Annotated in this window: 25 protein-coding genes and 1 pseudogene; 13 read left to right on the top strand and 13 right to left on the bottom strand. The window is 65.4% G+C overall.

The annotated features are described in order from the left end of the window. Window positions 1-66: 66 nt before the first annotated feature. On the top strand, window positions 67-2,001 hold the full coding sequence (locus M1B35_RS04365; RefSeq protein WP_268261316.1) for an alkaline phosphatase D family protein: 1,935 nt from the start codon (window positions 67-69) through the stop codon (window positions 1,999-2,001). A gap of 3 nt (window positions 2,002-2,004) precedes the next feature. Then, window positions 2,005-2,376, top strand: a complete 372-nt coding sequence (locus M1B35_RS04360; RefSeq protein WP_268261315.1) for a DUF7079 family protein — start codon at window positions 2,005-2,007, stop codon at window positions 2,374-2,376. Here M1B35_RS04360 and M1B35_RS04355 read toward each other — a convergent pair whose 3' ends face one another. Beyond that, window positions 2,377-3,048 (bottom strand): ArsR/SmtB family transcription factor, encoded by a 672-nt coding sequence (locus M1B35_RS04355; protein WP_268261314.1) that lies wholly within the window; start codon window positions 3,046-3,048, stop codon window positions 2,377-2,379. A gap of 118 nt (window positions 3,049-3,166) precedes the next feature. Between M1B35_RS04355 and M1B35_RS04350 the strand changes: the two genes are divergently transcribed. Together M1B35_RS04350 and M1B35_RS04345 are read left to right on the top strand one after the other, a co-directional pair. After that, window positions 3,167-3,673: a DUF2938 domain-containing protein gene (locus tag M1B35_RS04350; protein ID WP_268261313.1), complete on the top strand. Its 507-nt coding sequence runs from the start codon at window positions 3,167-3,169 to the stop codon at window positions 3,671-3,673. Window positions 3,674-3,773: 100 nt separating this feature from the next. Then, window positions 3,774-4,376: a DedA family protein gene (locus M1B35_RS04345; protein ID WP_268261312.1), complete on the top strand. Its 603-nt coding sequence runs from the start codon at window positions 3,774-3,776 to the stop codon at window positions 4,374-4,376. Here M1B35_RS04345 and M1B35_RS04340 read toward each other — a convergent pair. After that, window positions 4,364-4,951: a hypothetical protein gene (locus M1B35_RS04340; protein ID WP_268261311.1), complete on the bottom strand. Its 588-nt coding sequence runs from the start codon at window positions 4,949-4,951 to the stop codon at window positions 4,364-4,366. The genes M1B35_RS04345 and M1B35_RS04340 overlap by 13 nt on opposite strands. 4 nt (window positions 4,952-4,955) lie before the next feature. Next, a complete protein-coding gene (locus M1B35_RS04335) occupies window positions 4,956-5,399 on the bottom strand; it encodes a DUF3592 domain-containing protein (protein WP_268261310.1) in 444 nt (147 codons plus the stop codon). A 315-nt stretch (window positions 5,400-5,714) separates the two neighbouring features. Here M1B35_RS04335 and M1B35_RS04330 point away from each other — a divergent pair, with 315 nt between their 5' ends. Continuing rightward, a complete protein-coding gene (locus tag M1B35_RS04330; protein ID WP_268261309.1) occupies window positions 5,715-6,344 on the top strand; it encodes an SMI1/KNR4 family protein in 630 nt (209 codons plus the stop codon). Window positions 6,345-6,350: 6 nt separating this feature from the next. Here the strand turns inward: M1B35_RS04330 and M1B35_RS04325 are convergent, their stop codons facing one another. The 5 genes from M1B35_RS04325 to M1B35_RS04305 all read right to left on the bottom strand — a co-directional run bounded on the left by M1B35_RS04325 (window position 6,351) and on the right by M1B35_RS04305 (window position 10,640). Further along, window positions 6,351-6,992 (bottom strand): hypothetical protein, encoded by a 642-nt coding sequence (locus tag M1B35_RS04325; RefSeq protein WP_268261308.1) that lies wholly within the window; start codon window positions 6,990-6,992, stop codon window positions 6,351-6,353. Window positions 6,993-7,059: 67 nt separating this feature from the next. Then, window positions 7,060-7,917, bottom strand: a complete 858-nt coding sequence (locus M1B35_RS04320) for a sugar phosphate isomerase/epimerase family protein (RefSeq protein WP_268261307.1) — start codon at window positions 7,915-7,917, stop codon at window positions 7,060-7,062. 2 nt (window positions 7,918-7,919) lie between these two features. Next, complete coding sequence (locus M1B35_RS04315) at window positions 7,920-9,161, bottom strand: NAD(P)/FAD-dependent oxidoreductase (protein ID WP_268261306.1); 1,242 nt, start codon at window positions 9,159-9,161, stop codon at window positions 7,920-7,922. A gap of 14 nt (window positions 9,162-9,175) precedes the next feature. Then, window positions 9,176-9,496 carry a MocE family 2Fe-2S type ferredoxin gene (locus M1B35_RS04310; protein ID WP_268261305.1) on the bottom strand — a complete coding sequence of 107 codons (321 nt, stop codon included), beginning with the start codon at window positions 9,494-9,496 and terminating at the stop codon, window positions 9,176-9,178. Between the two features lie 46 nt (window positions 9,497-9,542). Beyond that, window positions 9,543-10,640, bottom strand: a complete 1,098-nt coding sequence (locus M1B35_RS04305; protein WP_268261304.1) for a fatty acid desaturase family protein — start codon at window positions 10,638-10,640, stop codon at window positions 9,543-9,545. Window positions 10,641-10,825: 185 nt separating this feature from the next. Here M1B35_RS04305 and M1B35_RS04300 point away from each other — a divergent pair, with 185 nt between their 5' ends. Further along, entirely contained in the window at window positions 10,826-11,875 is a 1,050-nt protein-coding gene (locus M1B35_RS04300) for a LacI family DNA-binding transcriptional regulator (RefSeq protein WP_123337626.1), read from the top strand. 54 nt (window positions 11,876-11,929) lie between these two features. Here M1B35_RS04300 and M1B35_RS04295 read toward each other — a convergent pair whose 3' ends face one another. From M1B35_RS04295 to M1B35_RS04280, 4 genes and pseudogenes are all read right to left on the bottom strand, one after another. Then, the gene (locus M1B35_RS04295) at window positions 11,930-12,733 is read right to left on the bottom strand and encodes a GNAT family N-acetyltransferase (RefSeq protein WP_268261303.1); all 804 of its coding nucleotides are present in this window, start codon (window positions 12,731-12,733) and stop codon (window positions 11,930-11,932) included. 71 nt (window positions 12,734-12,804) lie between these two features. Continuing rightward, window positions 12,805-13,260: an HIT family protein gene (locus M1B35_RS04290; RefSeq protein ID WP_123337630.1), complete on the bottom strand. Its 456-nt coding sequence runs from the start codon at window positions 13,258-13,260 to the stop codon at window positions 12,805-12,807. A gap of 81 nt (window positions 13,261-13,341) precedes the next feature. Beyond that, window positions 13,342-14,948 (bottom strand): annotated as a pseudogene (locus tag M1B35_RS04285) (5-guanidino-2-oxopentanoate decarboxylase). Window positions 14,949-15,071: 123 nt separating this feature from the next. Beyond that, window positions 15,072-15,992: a LysR substrate-binding domain-containing protein gene (locus M1B35_RS04280; RefSeq protein ID WP_268261302.1), complete on the bottom strand. Its 921-nt coding sequence runs from the start codon at window positions 15,990-15,992 to the stop codon at window positions 15,072-15,074. Between the two features lie 224 nt (window positions 15,993-16,216). Here M1B35_RS04280 and M1B35_RS04275 point away from each other — a divergent pair, with 224 nt between their 5' ends. The 7 genes from M1B35_RS04275 (at window position 16,217) to M1B35_RS04245 (ending at window position 23,316) form a co-directional block, all read left to right on the top strand. Further along, window positions 16,217-17,011, top strand: coding sequence for an ABC transporter ATP-binding protein (locus tag M1B35_RS04275; RefSeq protein ID WP_123337636.1), 795 nt, complete (start codon window positions 16,217-16,219; stop codon window positions 17,009-17,011). A 50-nt stretch (window positions 17,012-17,061) separates the two neighbouring features. Next, on the top strand, window positions 17,062-17,835 hold the full coding sequence (locus M1B35_RS04270; protein WP_268261301.1) for a transporter substrate-binding domain-containing protein: 774 nt from the start codon (window positions 17,062-17,064) through the stop codon (window positions 17,833-17,835). Between the two features lie 51 nt (window positions 17,836-17,886). Beyond that, window positions 17,887-18,600 (top strand): ABC transporter permease, encoded by a 714-nt coding sequence (locus M1B35_RS04265; RefSeq protein WP_123337640.1) that lies wholly within the window; start codon window positions 17,887-17,889, stop codon window positions 18,598-18,600. Between the two features lie 9 nt (window positions 18,601-18,609). Continuing rightward, the gene (locus tag M1B35_RS04260) at window positions 18,610-19,299 is read left to right on the top strand and encodes an ABC transporter permease (protein WP_123337642.1); all 690 of its coding nucleotides are present in this window, start codon (window positions 18,610-18,612) and stop codon (window positions 19,297-19,299) included. 43 nt (window positions 19,300-19,342) lie between these two features. Then, on the top strand, window positions 19,343-20,524 hold the full coding sequence (locus M1B35_RS04255; protein ID WP_268261300.1) for a pyridoxal phosphate-dependent aminotransferase: 1,182 nt from the start codon (window positions 19,343-19,345) through the stop codon (window positions 20,522-20,524). Window positions 20,525-20,644: 120 nt separating this feature from the next. After that, window positions 20,645-22,393 (top strand): amidohydrolase, encoded by a 1,749-nt coding sequence (locus tag M1B35_RS04250; RefSeq protein WP_268261299.1) that lies wholly within the window; start codon window positions 20,645-20,647, stop codon window positions 22,391-22,393. Next, window positions 22,390-23,316, top strand: a complete 927-nt coding sequence (locus tag M1B35_RS04245) for a CobW family GTP-binding protein (protein WP_268261298.1) — start codon at window positions 22,390-22,392, stop codon at window positions 23,314-23,316. The genes M1B35_RS04250 and M1B35_RS04245 overlap by 4 nt, the downstream gene beginning before the upstream one ends. Before the next feature lie 26 nt (window positions 23,317-23,342). Here M1B35_RS04245 and M1B35_RS04240 read toward each other — a convergent pair whose 3' ends face one another. Beyond that, window positions 23,343-24,518 carry an MFS transporter gene (locus tag M1B35_RS04240; RefSeq protein ID WP_268261297.1) on the bottom strand — a complete coding sequence of 392 codons (1,176 nt, stop codon included), beginning with the start codon at window positions 24,516-24,518 and terminating at the stop codon, window positions 23,343-23,345. Window positions 24,519-24,552: the final 34 nt, after the last annotated feature.

Raw genomic sequence — 24,552 nt, 5'->3', positions numbered from 1 at the left:
CAACATTTCTTCGACATTGGCTGGAGTAATATCGCCGCCTCTCTTTGCCGTAAAAGCCCGACTGCGATGCCCTTGACCACACCTGCCTGCCACGACCTGCCTCCCGTTCTCGCCGGCCCGCTGTTGCGGCGCCTGGAGCCGACGCGATTGGTGCTCTGGCTGGTGGGCTCCGAGCCACTGCAACTGACCCTGCGCTTGCGCCTGGCCGACCATGGGGCCGACCTTGATATCGCCCTGGATGCCCGCCAGTGCCAGGTGGTCGCGGTCGGCCGGCATGCCTTTATCCATCTGATCGATGTGGCCCTGGACTGCGCCCTGCCCCAGGACGTGGCGATTGCCTATGACGTGCTTATCCAGCAAAGCAATGGCACCACGGCCGGCATCGCGCAGTGGGCGCCCCACCTGTTGTACGGCGATGCGCAATGCCCGACGTTCGTGCTGCACAGCCGTATCGAGCAACTGGTCCACGGCTCCTGCCGCAAGCCACACCACCCGGCGGCGGATGGCCTGCTGTGTGTCGATCGCCTGCTGGCCGAAGCGCCCGAGCCAGGGCAACGCCCGGCGCTGCTGATGATGAGCGGCGACCAAGTGTATGCCGACGATGTCGCCGGGCCGATGCTGCGGGCCATTCACGAACTGATCGAGCGCCTGGGCTTGTTCAACGAATGCCTGGACGGCGCCGTGGTGGCCGACAGCGCCGCGCTCTATCAGCACCGCGCCAGCTATTACCATCGCGCCGAATTGCTGCCCGCCCTGAAGAGCAACGAAACCCTGCGCGAGCGTTTTTTCGGCGGGGTGAAAAAACCCATTTTCACCAGCAGCAGCGCCGACAATCACTTGGTCACCCTGGCTGAAGTGTTGGCCATGTATTTGCTGGTGTGGTCGCCGCTGCCCTGGACCCTGATCGCCCCGCAGCCGCCGCAACTGGCACCCGAAGAACAACAGCGCTACGCCCGCGAACAACAGCAGATCGACGTCTTCGTCTCTGGGCTGGGCAAGGTGGCCCGGGTCTTCGCCCATGTCTCGTGCCTGATGATCTTCGACGACCACGACATCACCGATGACTGGAACCTCAGCGCCCAGTGGGAAGAAACCGCCTACGGCCACCCCTTCTCCAAGCGCATCATCGGCAACGCTTTGCTGGCTTACCTGCTCTGCCAGGGCTGGGGCAACAACCCGGATGTGTTCACCCAGGTGCTGGAGCGCACCCAGGCCCTGAGCGCGGCCGCGCCGGGTCGCGACGGCTACCTGGACAGCCCGGCGCTGGACGGGTTGATCGACGAACTGCTGCGCTTCCAGAACTGGCAATACGTGCTGCCCAGCACCCCGGCGCTGGTGGTGCTGGACACCCGCACCCGGCGCTGGCGCAGCGAGTCCAACCTGGGCCAACCCTCGGGCCTGCTGGACTGGGAGGCCCTGTGCGAACTGCAACATGAACTGCTGGATCACCCCTCAGCGATCATCGTGTCACCGGCGCCGATCTTCGGCGTCAAGCTGATCGAGACCATACAAAAGGTCTTCAGTTGGTGCGGCTACCCGCTGTTGGTGGACGCGGAAAACTGGATGGCCCATCGCGGTTCGGCCCAGGTGATCCTGAACATCTTCCGCCACTCGCGAACCCCGGGCAGCTACGTGATTCTGTCCGGCGACGTGCATTATTCCTTTGTCTACGAAGTGCTGATCCGTCACCGCCAGGGCGGCCCGCGCATCTGGCAGATCACCAGCAGCGGCATCAAGAACGAATTCCCCGACACCCTGCTGGAATGGTTCGACCGCCTCAACCGCTGGCTCTATTCGCCACGCTCGCCTTTGAACTGGTTCACCAAACGCCGCTTGATGCGGGTCATCCCCCATGTGCCGGAGCATGCCGAGGCCGGTGAGCGGCTGTGGAACTCGGCGGGCATCGGCCAGGTGTTTTTCAACGACCAGGGCCAGCCGCGGGCGATCTACCAACTCAACGCCGATGGCTCGCCAGCCACCCGCATGCAAGCCCCGGACTGAGCCATGGAACGCCGACACACGCCGATCAGCCCAGCACAGCGCGAGGATATTTACTGTGCCCTCTCGGAGGCTTTCGTCGATAGCCAGGTGGATTACGCGCTGATTGCGCGGCAGACCCAGGCGTACGACCGGCACGAAATCAAACGCATGCTCTACGAAGAGGTGGCGCCGGTGTGCTACCCCAACCTGGCAGCGGCGGTCCCGCCGATCTGGACCGGTTTTGCCCGGGCGCCACTGCTGGAAGACATCCAGCAGTGGCTCGAAGGCCTGCGCCGCAGCCGCCTGCTACGGGCCTGGGCCCTTGTGTACGTGAGCTGGATCCGCTGGCGTTGCGCCTATATCTGGGCGGAAATCACCCAGCACTACCCGGACTGATCAGCGTCCCCACTCCACCCCCAACCCCGCCGCTTGCCATTCTTCAAAGCCGTCGGCCAGGCGCTGCACCTGAAAACCCTTGGCCCGCAGCAGCGCTGCTGCCTGCTGCGAGAGCACGCAATAGGGCCCACGACAGTAAGCCACCAGTTCCTGATCGGCCGGCAACTCGGCCAGGCGCTGCTCCAGTTCATCCCCAGGAATATTGATCGCCCCCGGTAAATGGCCCTTGGCGAACTCCTCGGGCGAACGCACGTCGAGCAAGGTCATGCCGCCTTCCACCAGGCGTCGGCTGAGTTCCTCGCGGGAGATGCCTTCCAGGCGCGTCGGCTGCTGGTCGCTGTCCGTCAACAGCTCGCGGATCTGCCCCAGGTTGTATTCGGCGTATTGCCGCAGGGCCTGGAGCAACGGCGCTAGCGGCCCCTGGGCCAGGCTGTAGAGCACTCGCTTGCCGTCGCGCCGGGTCTGCACATAACCGCCCCGACGCAGGGTTTGCAGGTGCTGGGAGGTGTTGGCCACGGACAGGCCGGACAGCTCCACCAGACGTTCTACCGCTTGCTCACCCTGGGCAATGTGTTCCAGCAGAATCAGCCGGTGGGCGTGGCCGAGGATGCGCGCCAAGTCGGCCATCTCGGCGATGGGCGACTGGGCGGTGGGCAAATCAGTCGTTGACATGAAGCACTGCCTTCTCGATCATTCAATTATTCAATTGAATGAAAGCCTAACACAGAAACCGAGGGTTCGGCCTGCATCGCCACTCTCATTCACTGTCCCAGCACACCAAGGAGTTGTTATGCACCCGACCCTGGATTTTGCCTTGCACGCCCTGTTGATCGGCGTGGGGGCCACCGCCATCCTCGACCTTTGGGCACTGTTGCAACACGCCGCCTGGGGCGTGCCCAAAGCCAACTGGGCGCTGGTTGGGCGCTGGGTCGGGTATTTTCCACGGGGGCAGTTTATCCACAAGAGCATTGCCCAGGCAGCACCGGTGCCCGGCGAACACCTGATCGGCTGGACCGCCCATTACCTGGTGGGCGTTGTCTTCGCCGGGGTGCTCCTGGCGCTGTTCGGCCTGCAATGGGCCGAGCACCCAACCTTGCTCCCGGCCCTGATAGTGGGCGTGCTGAGCGTGGCGGCGCCGTACTTCATTCTGCAACCGGGGATGGGCGCGGGCATCGCCGCCAGCAAGACGCCCAAGCCGAACCTGGCGCGCATGCGCAGCCTGATCTCCCACTCGGTGTTTGGTCTGGGGCTGTATGGCGCGGGATTGTTTTGGGCGGTGCTGCGGGCCCTGGGCTGAGCAAAAAACGGCGGCACTTCCACGGGCCGATACACTCAGAGTTCTTGCCGCCCCACCGCGGCAGGCGCTTCACGGCTCGTTGAACAAGGACCTTCCCTGCATGCTCGAACACCTGGACCTCAATGCCCTCCTCGCCACCTACGGTTACTGGGTGGTGTTTATAGGCTGCCTGCTGGAAGGCGAGACGGTGCTGATCCTCGGGGGCATGGCCGCCCATCAGCAGGCGCTGCAATTCTGGACGGTGCTGGCGTTGGCCATCCTCGGCGGTGTGCTGGGGGATCAGTTGCTGTTCTGGAGTGGGCGTTATTTTGGCGCTCGTCTGCTGCCCAGGCTCAAACGCCATCAGGGCGCGATTGACCGGGTCAGCGGGCTGATCGAGCGCTACCCCTCGACCTCGGTGTTCGCCGTGCGCTTTCTCTATGGCATGCGTTTGGTGGGACCACTGGTGATCGGCGCCAGCGGCCTGTCGCCGTGGCGCTTCGCACTGTTGAATCTATTAGGGGCGACGGTCTGGGCCACGCTGTTTGTCAGCGCCGGCTACTGGGCCGGGGAAGCCTTGCAGCACCTGTTCGGTGACTTGAAGCCTTACCGCCTGCCGATCGTGATCGGCGTGGTGCTGCTGGTGGCGACCGCGGCGCTGGTCCGCCACCTGCGGGCCAGGCGCAAGGCGCGCCGCTTGCCCACTCAAGATCAGAACAGGTAGCCGAGGAAAATCCCCACTCCCGCACCGGCCTGCGCGCCGGCGTTCATGCCGACCATGACCACCGCGCCTTTGGCCGATTGCAGCAATTGGCGATTGACCAATTGCGCGGCAATCACTGACGTCGCCGGGTTGCTGTTGAGCGCCAGGTACATAGCCAGCAACTTGGGGTCCAGGCCGAACAGCAGGGCCGTGGCCGAACCGCCGACCACCAGGCCAGCTGCCACTTCGGTGTAGACACAAGGGCCAGTGATGTCATCGCTGGTCAGGTCGCTGGCCTTCAACGCATCGCTGACAAAGACCTTACCGGTGCTGGGAAAGGCTTCCGCAGCGCCCGCTGCAGCCACCCCTGTGCCCTTGACCTTGATGTTGATCTTGCCGATACGCGGCAGGCGAGCACCGACGCCCACACCCACGCCCACACCGCCGTAACGGAAGCTGACGTCCTGGCCCTGGGGCGAACGCAAGATGATCGAGCCGCCGCTGCCAGCGACCAGAGCCACCGTCAGGCCGCCGCCGCTCGCAGTCGAGTACTGCCATTTGCTTTCATTGACCGGAATCGGGATGGAGATGCTCATGCTTTCAAAGTCCTTTCAGAGAGCGCGCAGGGCGTTGGCCCTTACGCTTGAAGATGCCCAACAGGCCAGCGCCGAGGAAAATCAACCCCATGCCGCCCACCACCCCGGGCGTCGCCCAGAGCGCCATTCGATCATCGACCACGGCGCTGTTGGCCGGGCGCTCCGCCAGGTAATGCACCTTGACCGGCTGGCCTGTCTGGTAACCGAAGATAAAGCCGCCCTGGGGGTAGGAAATCTGTTCGCCCTGGGCGCTGGTGAACGCGATCTCGGGGTGCGAACCACCGGCGTTCAAACCGCTGACCACGCCGTCGGCGGTGAGGGCGTTGTCGAGGAATTCCAGGCGATTGCTGAGGAGGTAGCCGGCGATCACCAGCAGCACAATACCGACCAGGCTGATGAACAGGCTGCGCAGAATGTCGAGCCAGCGTGACTGAGAGGAGTGAGCCATGGGGCGGCCTCGTTATTCTTCCGTGAAATAAGGGAGGCCACGTTAACAGCAACGTCACCGAGGAAAAAACGCCTGCCGCGACTCTGTGACCCACTGCTCAGAAATGCGGCAAGGGGTGGGCCAAACGTGGGCTGGTCTTTCCCGGGAGTGACCCGAGCTGAAGAGCCCGCGCGCGGAGCTACGGAAAACTTTGTCTGCAATCGGCGCCGGAAGTTCCGCCCCTGCGCGCAACAATCTCAGCGCCCTCAGGCGATGCGCCAGGGCGCGCGATGCAGTAGGCTCGCCCACCACCCTCCCCCTTGCAAGGATGCCCCCATGTCCGACCTCGAGCACACCGACGACACCTGGCCACCGGCCGACTGCCCGCCCCTGGCCTGGCCGCATCTGCCCGATCAGGCGGCGCGTTTTGATTGGTACCGGGCGGTGATCAACGCCTACGGCGCCTTGTGGTCGGGCCACGCCAGCGCGCCGCAACTCAAGCCCGCCAGCCCCGCCGAACTGGAGCAATGCGAAGGCCTGATCGGCTGCCCCTTGCCCCCGGCGTTGCGTCGCTATCACACCCAGTTGGGCGCCCTGTCCCTGGCAGAAACCCTGTGCAGCGTGCACCCCGGCAGCGAGCCGATCCAACCGCTGTTGCAGGCCTATCCGGGCATTGTCGACATGGATGAACGTGAATTGGACCGGGCGCTGGTGGACAAGCTGGTTGCCTTTGGCGACTACCTGGGCAACGGCAACCTGTTCTGTTTTCACCGGGACACGGACGCGGTCTATTACTTTGACCACGACACCGACCCGGCGCTGACGCGGTTTTTCGACGCCCCCGAAGACTACCTCGACGCCCTGATGCTGCTGTGCCTGGCCGAGGTCTACGACGACGATGAAAGCGGCGAAGCACTGATCAGCCAGCGCCACGGCCAGGCGCTGATTCACAAGTGGCGCTACTGAGGGGGCTCAGTCACGGGCCTTGTCCACGCCCCAGCCGATCAGGGCGAAGGGCAGCATCACAATGGCGAACAACCCCACCAACACGCCACCGGCTGTTTGCTCGACCACGTTCGGCTGCCGGGTTTTGCTCGGTGCCGACACCGGCCCCTGGCTGGCCCAGGCTTCATAGCGATAGCTCTGGCTGTCGGCGCCACGCCCGCCGCGCTGCCAACACTCACGCACGGAAAAACTGGCGACCGGCTCCCCGACCTGGGGCGCGACACCTGGGCCTTTGGCGTGCCGGGCATTGAACGCATCCACCGGGCCTTGCAAGCTCGCCCGGTCCTGATCCAGCGCGGCCTGACAATCAGCCCGGCTGTCGAAGGCCCGACTGCGCTTGAGGATCCGGGTCAGGGTCCGGTCTCGCTGCAGGTCCAAGGCCAATACCGCACCATCCGCCTGATAACTCAGGTAATCGGGCTCGGCATACGCCGGGTCGAGACGAGCGTAGGTCAAGGCCTTGAACGCCTCGGCGGACAACGGCTGCTGCAGTTCGTAGCCAAACACCTGTGGCCCGCTGACCCGCTCCCTGGGCGGCGGGCTGGTGCAACCACCCAGGGATGAAACGATGATTGTCAGGCTCAAGGTGCCGCAGACTGTGCGTTGCATGACCCATCCTTAGGACGTCGAAAAACCAGACCGGAGGGTACGCCAGTTGCCAGGGGCTGTCTCAACCCTAGCGCGGTGCCAAGGGCCTCGCCGTGTGCGCCAGGCACTCGGCCCAGAGCCCTCGGGCCAGTTCCTTGAGCTGCAACGCCTCGGCCCAACGGTCGCTGATGTCGCGGCCATCGGCGCCGGTGATGGCATAGGGCGGCGGGCCCAGCTCACAGGTGAACGACAGGCTGCCCGGGACGTCCGGGCGCGCCAACCAGTCCTCGATGCCGTAGCGCCAAAGCCGCAGAAAACGCTGCACCCAAGGCTGATGCTGGGGAAACCCCAGGGGCACCTGGACCTGTTCGCTACTGGCCACACGTCCATGGAAGCCCCAACTGTGGCGCAAGATACGCTGCAACTGGGCCTCGTCCTCAGCGTCCGCCGGCTCGGGTAACTCCCGTCCCACCACGTAGTGGGACAGGTCGGCCAACAGTTTGAGGTCCGGCACTTGATCCAGCAGGTCGAGGGTGAACAGCAGGTCGCTGGTCAGCCGGTAGCGATGGGTTTCCAGAAGGATCGGAAAGTCCGCCTGCTCGGCCAGGCGCTGCCAGCCCTCCACCAGCAGCACCGCCTCTTTCAAGGTCCGGGGCCGCACATCGGCCTGCAGGGTCAGGTGATGGCAGCCATGGCGGCTGGCAACCTCAATGGCCTCGGCCACATCCGCCACGCTGCGGGGGAACAACTGACCCTCGATGTGCAGGCCCAGGCTTTTAGCCGCCGCGGACAGGCGCGCCGCATGCTCGGGCACCCAGAAATGATCGGTGACGCCATCGAAGCCGGCGGCGGCAATCTGCTCCAGTTGCGCCTCAAGGGGCCGCTCGGATTGGCCGCGGTGATCGAGCATGGCCCACAGGGATTGGAACACCAGGAATTGGCGCATCATCAGCTCCGCAACACAGATTTGAGGGACACAGCGGCATCGGCCAACTGCTGGAAGTCGAGCGGGGTCTGCTGGACAATCAGGCGCTCGCAGAGTTTGATGTCCTTGGCCGCGCTGTTGCCCAGTCCCCAACCGCACGCGCCTTGCAGACGCTGGTGGGCATCCAGGTAAAACAGCAGGCAACCGCCACCGGCCGTGTCCCGGCTGACTGTGGGCTCGGTGCTGCCGACCTGGCCCACGGTCTGCACGCTCCAGTCGTACTGATCGGACCAGAAGCCGGGAATGCCACTGAAAGCCAGCCCGTGGCCGAGCAGATTGAGGGCCGCGTGGCGCCCCTGGGTTTCTGCGTTGCGCCAGGTTTCCTGGCGTTGATAGGCGCCCTCGGGGTGCAGGCGAAACTCGCAGACATCGCCAGCGGCAAAAATGTCCGGGGCACTGGTGCGCAGGCAGTCGTCCACCCGAATGCCCTGCCCCACGTCCAGGCCCGCGGCAGCCGCCAGTTCCATGTTGGGCTGCATGCCGATGCCCACCAGCATCAGGTCGCAGGGCAGGCATCGGCCATCCACCAGTTGCACCGCCTCCACCCGCGCAGCGCCCACCACCCGCTCGATGCCCACGCCCAGGTGGACCTCAACCCCCTGTTGCCGATGCAGCGCCTGCAAGGCGTCGGACACCCGCGCCGGCAGCACCCGCCCAGCCAGCCGGAGCCCGGCTTCCAACAGGGTCACCGCGCACCCCATGGCGCGAGCGCTGGCGGCCACTTCCAGGCCGATAAAACCGCCACCGACGATCACCAGGCGACAGCCCGGCACCAGAGCCTCGCGCAAGGCCTGGGCCTCATCGTGGGTGCGCAGGTACAGCAGGTTCTCCAGGTGCTCCGGTACCTGGGGCAAACGCCGCGCCCGGCCACCGGTGGCCAGCAGCAGGCGGCCGTAGTCCAGCCAGCGACCGTCAGCCAATTGCAGGCGATGGCGCTCGGGTTCCAAGCGGCTGACCGGGTTGCCGCTCAAGTGCTCGATACCCAGTTCGGCGAACTGCTCCGCCGCCCCCAGGCTGCAACCGAGCAAGTCGACCTGGCCTTGCAACAGGCCCTTGGACAGCGGCGGCCGCTCATAGGGCAGATGGGGCTCATCGCCGATCAGCACCAGGCGCCCGGCATAGCCCTCGGCGCGCAGGGCCAGGGCCGCGCGGCCGCCGGCGTGGCCGGCACCGACGATCACCAGTGGAGCGTTGGTAGATTGCATGGGTTCACTCCTTATCAACCGGCAATCGCCAGCCACACACGACCGGCCTCGACCCGCACCGGATAGGTTTTCAGGTTGACGCACACCGGCGCCCCCAGTGCCTTGCCCGAGCGGTAGTCGAAACGCCCGTTGTGCTTGGGGCACTCGATGACGTGCTCCATCACCAGGCCGTCGGCGAGGTGGATGGACTCGTGGGTGCAGAGCCCGGCGGTGGCGAAAAACTCGCTGTCAGCGGAGCGGTACAGGGCATAAGTGTGGGGGCCGTGGTCGAAGCGGATCACATCCTCTTCGTCAATATCGTCCACGGCGCATACGTCGATCCAATGCTCGGTCATGGCGGCTTCTCTTGTTGTTGGGCGGGAAGAACAGCGACAGCGGGAGTCAGGCTGCGCTCGATACCGGCGTCTGCGACTCGGCGGCCTGGGGAATGGGGCGCCGCACGAAGTAAGTGGGGTCTTGGCGCTGGCGCCACAGGGCCGGGAAGATCTCGCCAAAGGCAGCAAAGATATTCGGGTACGGCGGCGGGCAATCGGCGGCCATGGCCTCATGCAGTTGCGGCAGTGCGTGGTACGGCACCATGGGGAACATGTGGTGCTCCACGTGGTAGTTCATGTTCAGGTAGAAAAAGCGCAGCACCGGGTTCATCAGGATGGTCCGGCAGTTGCTGCGGTGATCGAGGCTGTCCTCGGCCAGACCGACGTGCTGGGTCAGGCCGAACAGGTAGGACAGCCAGCCGCCATACAGGCTCGGCAAGCCGATAAACATCAGCGGCAGCCAGCTCTGCAGGTACAGCGCAGCGCCCAGGGTCGCCCCATAGACCAGCAGCCAGATCCGCGCCGTGCGCACCACCTTGGGCCACTCGGATTCGGGGATGAAATCCCGCTCTTGCTCATCGATCCGCCCCAGGGCGTGAAGACAGGAAGAACGGAGCACGCCATAGGCTCGCGGCAGGTTGAGGAAGTTCAGGAACATCCGCAGGAAGCTCGGCGGACGCGGTTCGACGATCTCCGGGTCGCGGCCCACGATGATGGTGTCGGTGTGGTGCCGGGCGTGGCTCCAGCGCCACACATCAGGCTCGAACAGGCACATGAAACTCGAGACCTGATAGACCGCGTCGTTCATCCAGCGGGTCTTGAAAGCAGTGCCGTGGCCGGTTTCGTGCCAGCGGGCGTTGGACGCGGTGCCGTACAACAGGCCATAGACGAAGAAGAACGGGATGCACGCGTAAGAGCCCCAGAACCAGTAGCCGCCCAGGCCGCTGACCAGCAGCGCGGTGAACCACAAGGCGGTGTCCCGCAGGGCCGGGCCGTCGCGGCGTTGCATCAGTTCTTTCATGCGTTTGCGCGGTACCGGCGATTGGTACCAGTGGGCCGAGACCAGGCCGCGTTCGGCAGCACGGGCCGCTTCGGGGCCGGTCAATCGGTAGTCTCGGCGCCCAGGCTTGGCGCGATGGTCAAAGGTGGCGCTTGATTCAGGCATGGTGATTTTCTCCGCAAGCATGATTGTTGTTAGTCACTTGCCGGGATGTCGGGGGGACATCGCTGGAGAAAATACTAGGGAGCGCACAAATCCCGCTCAAGGCCTTGCCGGCATTCACTATCAAGCTATCATCCAGCCCCAGCCGAGCATGATGGTTTTCTATCAAGGGCTTTCCGGGACCCCACATGAGCAATGCCAAGCGCCCCACCATTGCCACCGTCGCCGCCCAGGCCGGGCTGAGTGTCGCCACCGTCGACCGGGTGCTCAACGCCCGGGCGCCGGTCAACCCGGAGACCTGCGAACGAGTATTCGAGGCCGCCGAAGCCGTGGGCTATTTCGCCGCCCGGCTGATTGGCCAGCGGATCCGCGAACGGCGCCCCAGCTACCGCTTCGGCATTCTCCTGCTGGGCACCGCACAGGCCTTCTACCGCAATGTCGCCCAGGCCATCGAGCACGCCGCCCAGCACCGCGCCGAGTGCAACCTGAGCTGCCAGTTCGAGACCATCGTCGACCGCAGCCCGGCCGCCATCGTCGCTCAGATCGAGCAACTGGCCGTGCAATGCGATGGCCTGGCGGTGGTGAGTTTCGCCCACCCACTGATCAACGCCGCCATCGCCCAGATCCGGGCCGCCGGGGTGCCGGTGGTGGCGCTGCTGTCGGACATCGACGAGACCGCCGCCGAGCCCTATGTCGGCCAGGACAACCACGAAGTCGGGCGCACCATGGGCTGGCTGCTGGCCCACATGGGCGGTGCGGGCAAGGGCAGCATCGGCGTGTTGCAGGGCGGCCATCGCTTCCTCGGGCACCAGGCGCGAGTCGAAGGCTTGCGCAGTTACCTGGCACAAAAGGCCCCGCGCCTGCGGGTGCTGGAGCCGGTGATCACCCTGGACAACAGCGACGTCAGCGAAGAGGCGACCCTGGAACTGCTGGCCCGACATGACGACTTACGCGGCCTGTGCGTGGTCGGCGGCGGTGGCGATGGCATCATCAACGCCCTGGCCCAACTGCCCAAGCCGCCGACGTTGTGCAGCATTCTGCTGGAGTCCACCGAGCTGTCGCGCCAGGCCTTGAGCCAGGGCCTGATCAGCCTGGTGATCGACACCCAGCCCACGCTGCTGGCGGCGCAGTTGATCGAGTTGATGGTGCGCCTGCAGACCGAACCGGCGTTCTGCGCCGCAACTCAACGGATTTACGTACCGTTGCAGATTGTCACGGCGGAAAACGCTCGGGCCTGAGCGCCTTGGGCAACTGACGGCGGGGGCACCCACAGCCGTGCGCGACACCCCGGATCACGCCTCGGCAACCCGCCCATACAACGCCTGCACGTGGGACAAATGCAAACCACAGCGTTCCAGGTTGCGCCGGCTTTTCGAGGTCGGCAGCGCCGTGGCCGCCGCCCACAGGCAACCCCGCTCCCGGGCCTGGGCCAGGCGATGGCCAATCAGGGCCTGGTGAAACCCCTGGCCCCGAGCGGCCCGGCTGGTGAACGCGGTGCCCAGGTAGGCCACGCCATTGCTGGCGCAGAACAAGGCGGCACCGGCCACGGGCTGGCCTTCGGCGTAGAGCAGAGAGAGCCGCGCGCGCGGGTCCTCTAGCAGCCCACTGAACGACGCCTCATTCACCGCGCGCACAGCCGGGTCGCGATGAAACCCCTCCGCGTGCAAGGCGGCAAAAGCAGCGAGCGTCGCCGCCGTCACCGGCTGGATCTCCACGTCTGGCGGTGCCTGGTGAACGGCCTCCAGGGAGCAGGCCAATTGCAAATGGGTCCAGCCCCTGAGCTTGGCCAGTGTCAGCCCCGCCAGGTTCAGGGTGGCCGGCATCTGCCGCGAGCGGCCCACCACAGCCAGCGCCGGGTTGTAGCGCTCGAAGGCCTGCAACTGTCGGGCAAGCCCTTGCGGGTCCGCCGTACTGTCGCCGCAGACACGGTTCAACATCGGGCTGCCACTGGCCGCGACGGCAAAGGCCAAAGCGTCGTCGCCGCTACTCAGCACGGCCTGGTAAGGGTTGCCCGGCAACGCGGCCAGCCCCGCCACCCGGGCACGCAAGTATTGGCTTTCAGCCGCTTCGATCTGTAAGGCGCTGGGCCGCTCCATGCCTGGGAATCCTCTGTCGGGTGAACAACACGTGGCGCTGGAACATACAGCAATCTGCACGGGCCCAGGCCTCAACCCGGCCAAATCACCCCGATGTGCTGGGCGATGCGTGTCGCCTGCTGTTGCAGCATTTCAGGTTTTTTCCGCCGTCCGAACAGCCCGCTGATGTGCAGCACCATGCCTAGGGCAAACCTCAGCCCATCGCCAGCGCGACGAGGCACCAGGTGTAAATGGGCATGGGCGATGTGCTGGTTGGTGGCCTTGCCATCGTTGACGATCAGGTGGGTGCCCTCCACGCCAAAACCGGCACGGCGCTGAGCCGCCAGCAGGCCGTCGAAGACTTGGTACAGGTGTTGACGCACAAAGGTCGGCAACTGTTCGAGCTTCTCCACATGCAACAGCGGGATCAGCAACAGGTGGCCTTCGCCCAGGGGGTGCACGTCCATGAAGGCCATGCAGTGTTCATCGCGGTACACCAGGGCCGCCGGCAAGGTGCCGGCGACAATCTGGCAAAAAATACAGGTCATCCATGAATCCTCGACGGCAAGAAGGGTTGCCTTGGGGCGAGGACAATGTAGCTCACCTGGCCCGTCGAGGACGCCCGGGGTTCATGCATCCGCCAGATAGGCCTCGGCATTCACCTCGATCATCACCGGCTGACGGGTATCGCCCAGGGCCTGCAACAGCTCCTGAAGTTGCCCCGGGTTGCGGGCGCTGTAGTAAGGCACATGGAAGCTGGCGGCCATGGCCTTGAAGTCCGGAGTGAGGATTTCCACGCCCAGCGGCACAATGTCCCGCGCCTGCATGTAGTCACGGATTTCGCCGTAGCACTGGTTGTTCCACACCAGCAGGATCACGCCGATCTCGGCTTCCCGGGCGGCGATCAACTCGGCGCAGGTGAACTGCAGGCCACCGTCCCCGACCAGGGCCACCACTGGGCTGTCCGGCCGCGCCAGCTTGGCCCCCATGGCCGCAGGCAAGCCGTAGCCCAGGGTGCCGTAGCCGCTGCCGGCATTGAACCAACTGGCCGGCGTCGGCGCCTGGTAACCGCTGGCGCCCTGGTACACCGGCTGGGTCGAGTCCCCCACCAGAATCGGCGCCCCCAGGCTGTCGCGCAGCAGGTCGAGCAAGCCTTGCAGGCCCTGTTGCCTGGCGCTCCAGCCGCTGCGTTCCGCCTGGTTGACCCGCTGCACGCTGTCCACCGCCCAGCGCCCCCGCGCGTTCGGCGTCGCCACTTGGGCCAATAGCGCCTGCAAGCCTTCCCGGGCATCGCCCACCAGGCCGACATGGGCCCGTTGCAGGCCCATGACCTGCATCGGGTCGATGTCCAGGCGGATCAGCGACGCCTTGAACTGCAACGGGCCCAAGCCAAAGAAGTCGTAGTCGGTTTCCCCCAGCTCGGTGCCCACGGCGAGCACCACATCGGCCTCGTCGAACAGCGCCCGGCCATGGGCCGACGACTGCACCCCGTCCAGCAGCAACGGGTGATCCACCGGCAACAGGCCTCGGGCGTTGGTGGTCAGGGCCACCGGTGCCTGCAAGCGCTCGGCCAGTTGCCGCAACGCCTTGGCGCAACCCCGGGCGCGCCGCCGGCAAGAATCAATGGCCGATGGGCGCCATTGAGCAACTCCACTGCCGCCTGGATCGAAGCCGCCGCCGGGGCCGGGGCTCCGGGCAGGCTGCGGGGCATCAGGTTGAGTTGGTCGGCGGGCATGTCCAGCACGTCCAGGGGGATTTCAATGTGCACCGGGCGTGGCCGCGCGCACTTGAACACGGCAAAGGCCCGGGCCAGTAACTCGGGCAGTTGCGCCGGGCTTTGCAGGGTATGGCTGAAGGCGCAGACCCCGGCGACCATGGCCCGCTGGTCCGGCAGTTCATGCAGGTGGCCGTGACCCAGGTGCAATTGCTCGCGGCGGTTGGTGGTGGAGATCACCAGCATCGGCACCGAGTCGGCGTACGCCTGGCCCATGGCCGTGAGGATGTTGCTCATCCCTGGGCCGGTGATGATGAAACACACCCCGGGCTTGCCGCTGGCCCGGGCATAACCGTCGGCCATAAAACCCGCGCCCTGCTCGTGCCGCGGGCTCACATGGCGCAAACGGCTGCCGTGCAGGCCGCGATACAACTCGACGGTGTGCACCCCGGGAATCCCGAACACGGTGTCTACGCCATAACCTTCGAGCAAACGAACCAGGGACTGGGCACAGCTGATCATCGACGAATCCTCTTGTTCTTGTGGGTCGAACGCCAGCCTGGGTTCGACGACTTTCAAGGGACCTTAGTCGTTAGACGCAGCACCGAACAATCGAAAAAAATCCGCACGACTGCGCAATAAAATTCACGCTTTGCCGCCACGCCGAGGTTCCGGGTACAAGCGGGTGATGCCATGCAACTGGGATTTGACCCACTCACTGAAGGCCTGCACCACCGGGCGCTCGGCCTTGAGCTGATCGGCCACCAGGTAGTAGCCGCGATTGGATTCGATGGCGGTTTCAAAGGGCTGCACCAGCAGCCCCTTGGCCAGGGCGTCGCCACTGATCAGGTTGTCGCCCATGGCGATGCCCTGGCCGGCAATGCAGGCCGACTGCACGAAGTGCGCATCGGCGAACACGATGCCGCGACGGACCTCGACATTGGGCGCCCCGGCCGCCGCCAGCCAGACCCGCCAATCGGAATAGTCGAGCATGTGCAGGAGCAACGCGCTGTCCAGGGCTTCCAGGCTGTTAAGGCCGCCCATGGCGTTCACCAGCCGCGGGCTGCACACCGGGAAATAGCGCAGGGAAACGATCTTCTGCACGTGCTGGTTGGGCCAGTCGCCCATGCCGTAGGCAACGAACAGGTCGGCGCTGCTGTCGCTGGTGTCTCCGGGGGTACGCGGCGATATCAGTTGCAACTCGATCTGCGGGTACAGCGCCTGGAACTCGGCAATGTGGGTGCACAACCAATAGGTGGCGAAGCCCGCCGGGCTGCTGATGCACAGCCGGCCGCTGACTTGCTGGCCATCGGAGCGCTGGCCGGCTTCGAGGATATTGGCCAGCAACAGGTGAATGTCCCGGGCGTAGCGCTCGCCCTGGTAGGTGATGCGGATGCTCCGGCCCTGGCGTTCGGTCAGGGCGAACCCCAGGGTCTGCTCCAGGCTCTTGATCTGGTGGCTGATGGCGCTGGGGGTGAGGTTCAGCTCGTCGGCGGCCTCGGCCACGCTGCCCAGGCGCGCCACTGCATCCAGTGCACGCAACGCTGTCATGGAGGGATAACGCATCACCGATCAAACCTCGAATAGCCGGAAACCAGGCCCGCACGATAGCCGCAATCGGCCCCCGGACAAAGCCTGGGGATTTTTTGATCACGGGCCTGATTGCTGAAAAAAATTACCGGGTCCGGCTAAAAAACCTCGATTGACCCCTCGCCCGCCATGGCTAATTCTCAAGCCCTGTCCCCGGCCAGCTCCCCCCGGCCATCGCACAATAACAAGAGGGTCGAGCCTTGCAATCGCAGCCCAATTCCGTCAATCCCGTGGTGGCGATCGACGCTCTGCACAAGAGCTACGCCGATCACCATGTGCTCAAGGGCATCGACCTGCGCGCCAATGAAGGTGAAGTGGTGTCGCTGATCGGCTCCAGCGGCTCGGGCAAAAGCACCCTGCTGCGCTGCATCAACCTGTTGGAAATTCCCTGCAGCGGCAGCTTGCGCATCAATGGCGAAGAGGTCCGCCTCAAGCACGACCGCGCCGGTAACCCACGGGTGGCCGACCCGGCCCAGGTCGCACGCCTGCGCACCCAATTGAGCATGGTGTTCCAGAGCTTCAACCTGTGGCCCCATCGCAGCGTCCTGGAAAACGTCATCGAGGCCCCGGTCTACGTGCTTGGGGAAGACCGCAAGGACGCCATCGCCCACGCCGAACACCTGCTGGAAAAAGTCGGCCTGGCCGACAAGCGCCACGCCTTTCCATCCTTCCTCTCTGGCGGCCAGCAACAACGCGTGGCCATTGCCCGGGCCCTGGCCATGCGCCCGCAAGTCTTGCTGATGGACGAGCCGACTTCGGCCCTGGACCCGGAACTGGTGGGCGAAGTGCTCAAGGTCATCCAGGGCATTGCCGAGGAGGGCCGCACCATGATCCTGGTGACCCACGAAATGGCCTTTGCCCGGGACGTCTCCAGCAAAGTGATGTTCCTCCACCAGGGCCTGGTGGAAGAAGAAGGCCCGCCGCAACAGGTGTTTCTCAACCCCAACAGCGAACGCTGCCGGCAATTTGTCATGGCCCAGGACAACCGGGTCTGAAACGCCGCCGTACGCCTTGATAACAACAACTTCGATAAAGGGTAAAAACCATGAAAAACCTGCTCAAGGTCCTCGCCACCGGTTGCCTGTTCAGCGCCCTGGCCAGCCACGCCATGGCCGCCGACAAGATTGTCTTCGGCATTGCCCTGGAACCCTACCCGCCGTTTTCCATGAAGAGCGGCAACGGTGACTGGAGCGGCTTCGAGCCGGAACTGATTAAAGCCCTGTGCGAGCGTATGCAGGCCCAGTGCCCACTCAAGGAAGTGGCGTGGGACGGTTTGATCCCGGCCCTGCAATCGAGCCAGATCGACGTCATCCTCAACTCCCTGAGCATCACCGAGGAGCGGCAGAAGGTCATCGATTTCTCCGAGCCTTACTACCAGACCCCGGCCATGTGGGTCGCCGATAAAAGCCTGGAACTGGTCACCACCCCCGAAGGGCTCAAGGGCAAGCTGATCGGCGTGCAGGGTTCTACCTCCAACGCCACCTTCGCCAAGGCCTACTACGCCAAGGGCTCGACCCTGCGCTACTACGCCACCCAGGACGACATGATCGCCGACCTGCAAAGCGGCCGGATCGACGTGATGCTCGCCGACGCCCTGACCATCGAACCCATCCTCAAGTCAGCCGCCGGTGCGGGCCTGGCAGACAAGGGCCTGGCGCCCAAGGACCCGCTGTTCGGCTCGGGCATCGGCGCGGCCATGCGCAAGGGTGACAGCGCCCTGCAACAGCGGATCAACACGGCCCTGGCCGCCCTCAAGGCCGACGGCACCTACGACCAGATCCGCAGCCGCTATTTCAGCGTCGACATCTCCGCCAACTGAGGCACCCGGCGAGCCCGCTGCGGCGGGCTCCTGGCCGTGACTGGATAGCTCATGATCGCTTTGTCCGACCTTTCCCAACTGTTTATCGCCGATGGCTGGCTCGGTGCCCTGGCCCAGGGCGCCCTGGTGTCGCTGCAGATTTCCGCCGGCGCCTTCGTCCTCGGCCTGGGCATCGGCCTGCTGGTGGCGATGATCAAGCTCAAGGGCCCGCGTTGGCTGGTGAACCTGGCCAACGTCTACACCACCCTGTACCGGGCGATGCCGGAGCTGCTGCTGATCCTGCTGCTCTACTACGCCGGCACCGACCTGTTGAACCTGGCGATGGCCGCCATGGGCCAGCCCAGCGTCACGGTCAACGGTTTTATCGCCGCGGTGCTGGTGCTGGGCATTGTCCAGGGCGCCTATTCGGCGGAGATCATCCGGGGCGCGATCCTGGCCATTCCCTACGGCCAGATCGAGGCCGCCCGCGCCTACGGCATCGAACGCTGGTTGCTGCTGCGGCGCATCCTGCTGCCGAGCATGCTGCCCTACGCCATGGCCGGCCTGACCAACCTGTGGCTGGTGCTGGTCAAGGACAGCGCGCTGATCAGCATCGTCGGTTACAGCGAACTGCTCTCGGTGGGCAAGCAGGCTGCCGGCTCCACCAAGCATTACCTGGTGTTCTACCTGGCGGTGGCGGCCTTCTACTTCGTCATCACCCTGGTCTCCGGCGGCGTGTTTCGTCTCCTCGAGCGTCGCACCAATCGCTGGCTGCCCCAGCACTAGGAGGCTGTGATGGATTTTTCCTGGATTCACGGTTTTGCCGGCGAGCTGGTCCACGGCCTGGGCATCACCCTCAAGCTCCTGGCCCTGAGTGGCCTTTGCGGGTTTGCCCTGGCGGTGCTGGTGGGGCTTGGGCGCATGTCCCACAACCCGTTGATCAGCGCGCCGTTGCGCTTCTACATCAGCGTGTTTCGCGGCACCCCGTTGCTGGTGCAGATCTACATCCTTTACTACGGGGTGGGCAGCCTGTTCGCCGCCTACCCGCCGATTCGCGGCAGCATGCTCTGGCCTTACCTGCGCGAAGGCTTCTGGTACGTGGCCCTGGCGCTGACCCTGAGCGTCGGCGCCTACGTTGGCGAAGTGCTGCGCGGCGGCCTGCGGGCGGTGCCCCGAGGCGAGCTGGAAGCCGCCCGCGCCTACGGCATGGGCCGCTGGCTGGTGCTGCGCCGAGTCTGGCTGCCCCGCGCCCTGGAGCTGGTGCGCCCGACCCTGGTGGGCGAATGCGTGCTGCTGCTCAAGGCCACCGCCCTGGCGTCCACCGTGGCCGTGACCGACCTGCTGGGCGCCGCCAACCTGGTGCGGGCGCAAACCTTGAACGTCTATGAACCCTTGCTGGCCGTGGCCCTGATCTACATCGTCCTGGCCTTTGTCATCGAAAAACTTTGTGCACGCCTGGGCCAGGTTCCACAGCGCCAGGCCTGACTTTACTTAGCGACGCGGGCCCTGACGCCCGTGAGGAGCACACATGCGTTACTCACCTTTTGTCCAGCGCATCAGCGGCGAATCCGTCAGCGCCTGGGATATCCACTACGCCGCCATCGACGCCCGCGGGCGCGGCGAGGATGTGATCGTCCTCAGTGTCGGTGACCCGGACTTCGCCACCGACAGCCGCATCAGCGCTGCGGCCACCGCGGCCCTGGAGCAAGGCGACACCCACTACACCCACGTGCTGGGCCGGCCGTTGCTGCGTGAAGCCATCGCCGCCAAGCAGAGCGCGCTGCTGGGGCTGCCCGTCACGGCCGACAACGTGGCCCTGGTGGCCGGTGCGCAAAACGGTCTGTTCGCCACCTCGTTGTGCCTGTTCGACCAGGGCGATGAAGTGCTGGTGCCAGAGCCGATGTACCTGACCTACGAGGCCTGCATCCATGCGTCAGGGGCGCGTATCGCCTGTGTCGAACAACCCGCCGCCGGGGGCTTTCGCCTGACCGCCGACGCCCTGGAAGCGGCCTTGAGCGACAAGACCCGGGGCATCGCCCTGGCCACGCCGTGCAACCCCACCGGCAACGTCTACAGCCGTGAAGAGCTGGAAGCGGTGGCGGCAGTCGCACTCAAGCACGACCTGTGGGTGATCTCCGATGAAGTCTATGGCCAGCTGACCTACGACCGGCCGCACCTGAGCATCGCCTCGTTGCCGGGCATGGCCGAGCGCACCGTGGTCCTCAACAGCCTGTCGAAAACCCACGCCATGACCGGCTGGCGCGTCGGCTGGGTCGTTGCGCCGCCAGCCCTGGTCGGGCACCTGGACAACCTACTGTTGTGCATGCTCTACGGCCTGCCGGGGTTTGTTCAGGAAGCCGCGCTCAAGGCCCTGGAACTGGATGAAGAGGTGGTCAGCGAGGCTCGCCGGATCTACCGCCGGCGCCGCGACCTGGTGGTGGCAGGCCTGAAACAGGTGGCGCTGCTGGACTGCCGGGAGCCTGAAGCCGGGATGTTCATGCTGGTGGACGTACGCCGTACCGGCTTGTCGAGCATGGACTTCGCCTGGCAACTGTTCCGCGCCACCGGAGTTTCGGTGCTCGACGCCCAGGCGTTTGGCAGCAGCGCCCAGGGTTTTGTGCGGATCTCCTTCACCGTCGCCGACGAAGTGCTCAAGGACGCCTGCCAGCGCATCGCCGCCTTTGTCGAGGGCCTCGGCGCCCCACGCTGATTCAATCGCGAGGGAGCCCGCTCCCTCCACGGTCGCACCCCGACCCCTTATAAAAATACTGTTGCGCCTGACTTTTTCGCCCCCTTTTGAAGGGCACCCCTGCTTGAGAGGTTGACCCCAGTGACTGCTTCCGACCAATTCACCTCCACCCACAGTGCCCTGGATCAGTACGCTGAACGGGTGCTGCACAACGGCCGCTTCTACACCCTGGACCCGGCGCAACCCTGGGCCGAGGCCGTGGCGATCCGCAATGGCCGTTTGCTGGCCGTGGGCAGCCGCCAATCCCTCGCCTCGCTGATCGGCCCCAACACCCACGAACTGGATTTGCACGGGGCCTTTTGCATGCCCGGGCTGCACGACATGCACACCCACCCGGACCTGGCCCTGGCACCGCGCTACGCCGACGACCTGGACGTGGGCATCGAAGACCCGACCCCGGAACAGCTGGCGGCGGCGATCCACGCCTACGCCGACAGCCACCCGGGGGACGGCTGGATTTATGGTCAGTACTGGGTGCGCTACACCTTCCGCGAAGCCGGCCTGACCCCAGGCCGCGACTGGCTCGACAGCGTCATGCCGGACCGTCCGGTGGCCCTGCTGGACCGCATGTGGGGGACCATGATGGTCAACTCCAAGGCCCTGGAACTGGCGGGCATCGACCGCCACACCAGTGACCCGCGCAACGGTTACCTGGAGCGTGACGAACTGACCGGCGAGCCCAACGGCCTGATGATTGACGGCGCCTACGCGCTGATCCATGCCGCCATGCCGCCGACGCCTGTGGCGGTGCTGCGCCGTGCCTACCGCGATGGCGTGCACTTCCAGACGTCCCGCGGGGTGACTGCCACCAAGTACGTGCACGTCTGTGAAAACCGCCTGCAAGCTCTCAAGGAACTGGACGATGCCGGCGAACTGACCTTGCGGGTCGAGGCGGCCATCAGTTGGCAGGACGACATCTTCCCGGTGCGCCGACGCTGGGAACTGCTGAGTGGCGAGCGACATTTCTATCGCAGTTCGCGCTTGAACGCCAACGCGGTGAAATTCCACTTCGACGGCACCGTGGAACCCAAGTCCTCGTACCTGTTGACGCCCTGGCCACAAGAATCGAGCTGGCGCGGCAAGCTCAACCTGACCCCGGAGCACATCACCGACATGGTGGTGGACATGGACAAGCGCGGCCTGCGGGTGATTGCCCACTGCACCGGCGACGGCGCCTCCGATGTGTTCCTCGACGCCGTGGCCGAGGCCCGGCGGCGCAACGGCTACAGCGGCATCCGCCATCAGTGCGCCCACAGCACCCTGCTGCACCCGGGCAACCTCAAGCGTTTCCAGGAACTCAACGTCATCGCCGAGTTTTCCCCGGCGGCCTGGTACCCGACGCCCTTCGCCAGCGGCGCACGCTCCGGCTACGGCCAGGAACGCCTGAAACGCATCTACGACTTCAAGGGTGTGCTGGCCGCCGGTGGCATTGCGGTGATGGGCACCGACTGGCCGGTGGCGTCCATCGACCCCTGGCTGGCCCTGGAAACCATGGTCACCCGGCAGAACCCGTGGAACCAGGAACCCGAGACCTTCGGCGAGCCCATCAGCCTGGAGCAGGCCCTGCAAGTGGCGACCCTCAACGGTGCCCACGCCATGGGCCTGGAGCACCTGACCGGCAGCCTGCAAGCCGGTAAGTCGGCGGATCTGATCGTCCTCGACCGTGACCTGTTCGCCCAAGAGCCGCGCAACTTTATCCACCGCACCCAGGTGGAGCTGACCTTTATCGAAGGGCAACTGGTCTATGACCGCCAGGGCAGCTTTGCCGACACACCGTTGCAAGCGGTGTGGCAAGGCGAACCGCCAGTGATCGAGAGCACGCCATCATGAGCAGCCCGAACAGCATTCCGGTCACCGTGGTCGCCGGCTTTCTCGGCGCCGGCAAGACCACCCTGCTCAACCGCATGGTGCAACGCGCCGATGCCGGGCGCATGGCGGTGATCGTCAACGATTTCGGCGAGCTGAACATCGATGCGGCGATCATCGCCGAGGTCACCGACGCGGTGTACAGCCTGCAGAACGGCTGCATCTGCTGCACTGTGCAGGAAGACTTGCTGGCGCAACTGGTGAGCCTGTCGAAACTGCGTCCGGCCCTGGAACGCATCGTCATCGAGTGCAGCGGCGTGTCCGACCCGCAGCGCATCGTGCAAACCATCGGCTACCCGCAACTGCGCGGTCGCCTGCACCTGGACGCCGTGGTGACCCTGGTGGACGCCAGCGGCTACAGCCAGCTGGAAGGCGAATTCGCTCGCTTGTCCCGGGCCCAGGTGGCGTGCGCCGATTGGGTCCTGCTGAACAAGGCCGACCTGGTCAGCCCGGAACAGTTGCAGAGCATCCGTGGCGGCATGGGGCGCGGCGCCCAGGTGTTCGAGACCGTGCAAGCGCAATGGCCCGACGACGTGTTGCTGTCGGCACCGGAGCGCTCCAGCGAGGTCTTGTTCCGGGCCCTGCCCCAGACCCACGACCAGTTGTTCGAAAGCTGGGTCTGGACCGGCAACCGGCCGCTGCCGGCCAAGGCCCTGCGCGACTGGCTGGCGCAATTGCCACCGGAGCTGCTGCGCCTCAAAGGCCTGGTACGCCTGGAAGGCAACGAACAACCCTACTGGCTGCAACACGTGGGCAGCCGCAGCCAGTTCAGCCTGGCCACCGGCCAACCCATGGAACAGGCCGCGCAATTGGTGTTCATCGCCCGGCACGGCAGTGAGCTGCGGGCCGATCTGGAGGCCGGGCTCAGGGATCTCCAGGCGCTGTAACTCGGAGCGTTGGCAGCGCCCCCGTCTCAGCCAGCGCCTGGCGCTGGCGGGGCCGAGGGCTTCCAACCGAGCAGGGCCAGCAGCAGCGAGAGCAACTGGAAGCCGATGATCAGCGCCACGCAACCTGGCCAGCCCCAGTGGTTCCAGAGCACGGCCGGCAGCACCGCACCGACACTGCCCCCCAGGTAATAGCAGGTCAGGTAAACCCCCACGGCGCCGGCCTTGTTGTGGCGGGCGGTGGCGGTGGTGAACGCGCTGGCGGCGGCTTGGGCAAGGAAGACCCCGGTGGAACTCAAGGCCAGGCCGAGCACAATCAACCACAACGAGGGCAGCAAGGTCAGCAGCGAACCGCTGACCCCGAGCAAGGCCGCCAGCCGCAATAACTGCGACTGCGGCCGGGCCTTGCTCAAGCGCCCGGCGATGGGGATCACCACCAGGGCCAGGAGGAACACGGTGTAGATCGATCCCAGCGCTGCCGTGCCCAGCTCAAAGGGCGCCTGGCTGAGGTACAGGCCCGCGTAGGTGAAGGTCGCGACTTGCGAGAACAGCACGCAGAAACCTACGCCATAGGCCGCCAGCAAGGGTGGGCTGCGCAGTTCTCGGGCAGCGGCTCGCGGCGCCACTGGCGCTGGCAGCGCTCGGGGTGGATTGGCCGGCAGCAGCCCGTAAATTCCCAGGCTCAGGAGCAGACTCAGGCCGGCCAACAGCTCAAAGGCCATGTGCCAGTCGGCGTACTCGGTCATCACCCCGGTGATCAAGCGCCCGGCAAACCCACCCAACACCGTCCCGGCCACATAGAGGCTGGTGACTTCGGTCACGCTGCCACCGCTCCAGCGTTCGCCGATGTAGGCCACGCTGGTGGCAAACACCACGGGGATCAGCAAGCCAATTACGAAACGCCACCACAACAGCTCGCCAAAACTGCCGGCATGGGCCGCCAGCAGAGCCGGCAGGGCCAGGGCCAAGGCGGCACCGGCAATCACCTGTCTCTGCGGCAGATGCCCAAACACTCGGCTGACAAAGGGCGCGCCCAACGCCACCCCGAGCGTGGTGGCCGTGATGCTCCAGCCGGCCTCACGGATGCTCACCTGAAAGCCGCTGACAAATTCCTGGAGGATGCTCTGGGTCGAGTACAGATTGAGAAACGCCGCACAGCCGCAGAGAAACAGGGCGATGCGGGCAGAGCCGGCACGGGGACGCATAAAACCACTCGTTGAAAGACCAAGCGCCTTTATA

The sequence above is a fragment of the Pseudomonas morbosilactucae genome (assembly GCF_023241665.1).
GTDB lineage: Bacteria > Pseudomonadota > Gammaproteobacteria > Pseudomonadales > Pseudomonadaceae > Aquipseudomonas > Aquipseudomonas morbosilactucae.
This window is presented reverse-complemented; position numbering and strand designations above follow the sequence as displayed.

Bases quoted from the DNA above. Each gene is read 5' to 3' on its own strand.
- M1B35_RS04365 (WP_268261316.1), top strand. From the start codon at position 67: ATGCCCTTGACCACACCTGCCTGCCACGACCTGCCTCCCGTTCTCGCC.
- M1B35_RS04360 (WP_268261315.1), top strand. From the start codon at position 2,005: ATGGAACGCCGACACACGCCGATCAGCCCAGCACAGCGCGAGGATATT.
- M1B35_RS04355 (WP_268261314.1), bottom strand. From the start codon at position 3,048: ATGTCAACGACTGATTTGCCCACCGCCCAGTCGCCCATCGCCGAGATG.
- M1B35_RS04350 (WP_268261313.1), top strand. From the start codon at position 3,167: ATGCACCCGACCCTGGATTTTGCCTTGCACGCCCTGTTGATCGGCGTG.
- M1B35_RS04345 (WP_268261312.1), top strand. From the start codon at position 3,774: ATGCTCGAACACCTGGACCTCAATGCCCTCCTCGCCACCTACGGTTAC.
- M1B35_RS04340 (WP_268261311.1), bottom strand. From the start codon at position 4,951: ATGAGCATCTCCATCCCGATTCCGGTCAATGAAAGCAAATGGCAGTAC.
- M1B35_RS04335 (WP_268261310.1), bottom strand. From the start codon at position 5,399: ATGGCTCACTCCTCTCAGTCACGCTGGCTCGACATTCTGCGCAGCCTG.
- M1B35_RS04330 (WP_268261309.1), top strand. From the start codon at position 5,715: ATGTCCGACCTCGAGCACACCGACGACACCTGGCCACCGGCCGACTGC.
- M1B35_RS04325 (WP_268261308.1), bottom strand. From the start codon at position 6,992: ATGCAACGCACAGTCTGCGGCACCTTGAGCCTGACAATCATCGTTTCA.
- M1B35_RS04320 (WP_268261307.1), bottom strand. From the start codon at position 7,917: ATGCGCCAATTCCTGGTGTTCCAATCCCTGTGGGCCATGCTCGATCAC.
- M1B35_RS04315 (WP_268261306.1), bottom strand. From the start codon at position 9,161: ATGCAATCTACCAACGCTCCACTGGTGATCGTCGGTGCCGGCCACGCC.
- M1B35_RS04310 (WP_268261305.1), bottom strand. From the start codon at position 9,496: ATGACCGAGCATTGGATCGACGTATGCGCCGTGGACGATATTGACGAA.
- M1B35_RS04305 (WP_268261304.1), bottom strand. From the start codon at position 10,640: ATGCCTGAATCAAGCGCCACCTTTGACCATCGCGCCAAGCCTGGGCGC.
- M1B35_RS04300 (WP_123337626.1), top strand. From the start codon at position 10,826: ATGAGCAATGCCAAGCGCCCCACCATTGCCACCGTCGCCGCCCAGGCC.
- M1B35_RS04295 (WP_268261303.1), bottom strand. From the start codon at position 12,733: ATGGAGCGGCCCAGCGCCTTACAGATCGAAGCGGCTGAAAGCCAATAC.
- M1B35_RS04290 (WP_123337630.1), bottom strand. From the start codon at position 13,260: ATGACCTGTATTTTTTGCCAGATTGTCGCCGGCACCTTGCCGGCGGCC.
- M1B35_RS04280 (WP_268261302.1), bottom strand. From the start codon at position 15,992: ATGCGTTATCCCTCCATGACAGCGTTGCGTGCACTGGATGCAGTGGCG.
- M1B35_RS04270 (WP_268261301.1), top strand. From the start codon at position 17,062: ATGAAAAACCTGCTCAAGGTCCTCGCCACCGGTTGCCTGTTCAGCGCC.
- M1B35_RS04265 (WP_123337640.1), top strand. From the start codon at position 17,887: ATGATCGCTTTGTCCGACCTTTCCCAACTGTTTATCGCCGATGGCTGG.
- M1B35_RS04260 (WP_123337642.1), top strand. From the start codon at position 18,610: ATGGATTTTTCCTGGATTCACGGTTTTGCCGGCGAGCTGGTCCACGGC.
- M1B35_RS04255 (WP_268261300.1), top strand. From the start codon at position 19,343: ATGCGTTACTCACCTTTTGTCCAGCGCATCAGCGGCGAATCCGTCAGC.
- M1B35_RS04245 (WP_268261298.1), top strand. From the start codon at position 22,390: ATGAGCAGCCCGAACAGCATTCCGGTCACCGTGGTCGCCGGCTTTCTC.
- M1B35_RS04240 (WP_268261297.1), bottom strand. From the start codon at position 24,518: ATGCGTCCCCGTGCCGGCTCTGCCCGCATCGCCCTGTTTCTCTGCGGC.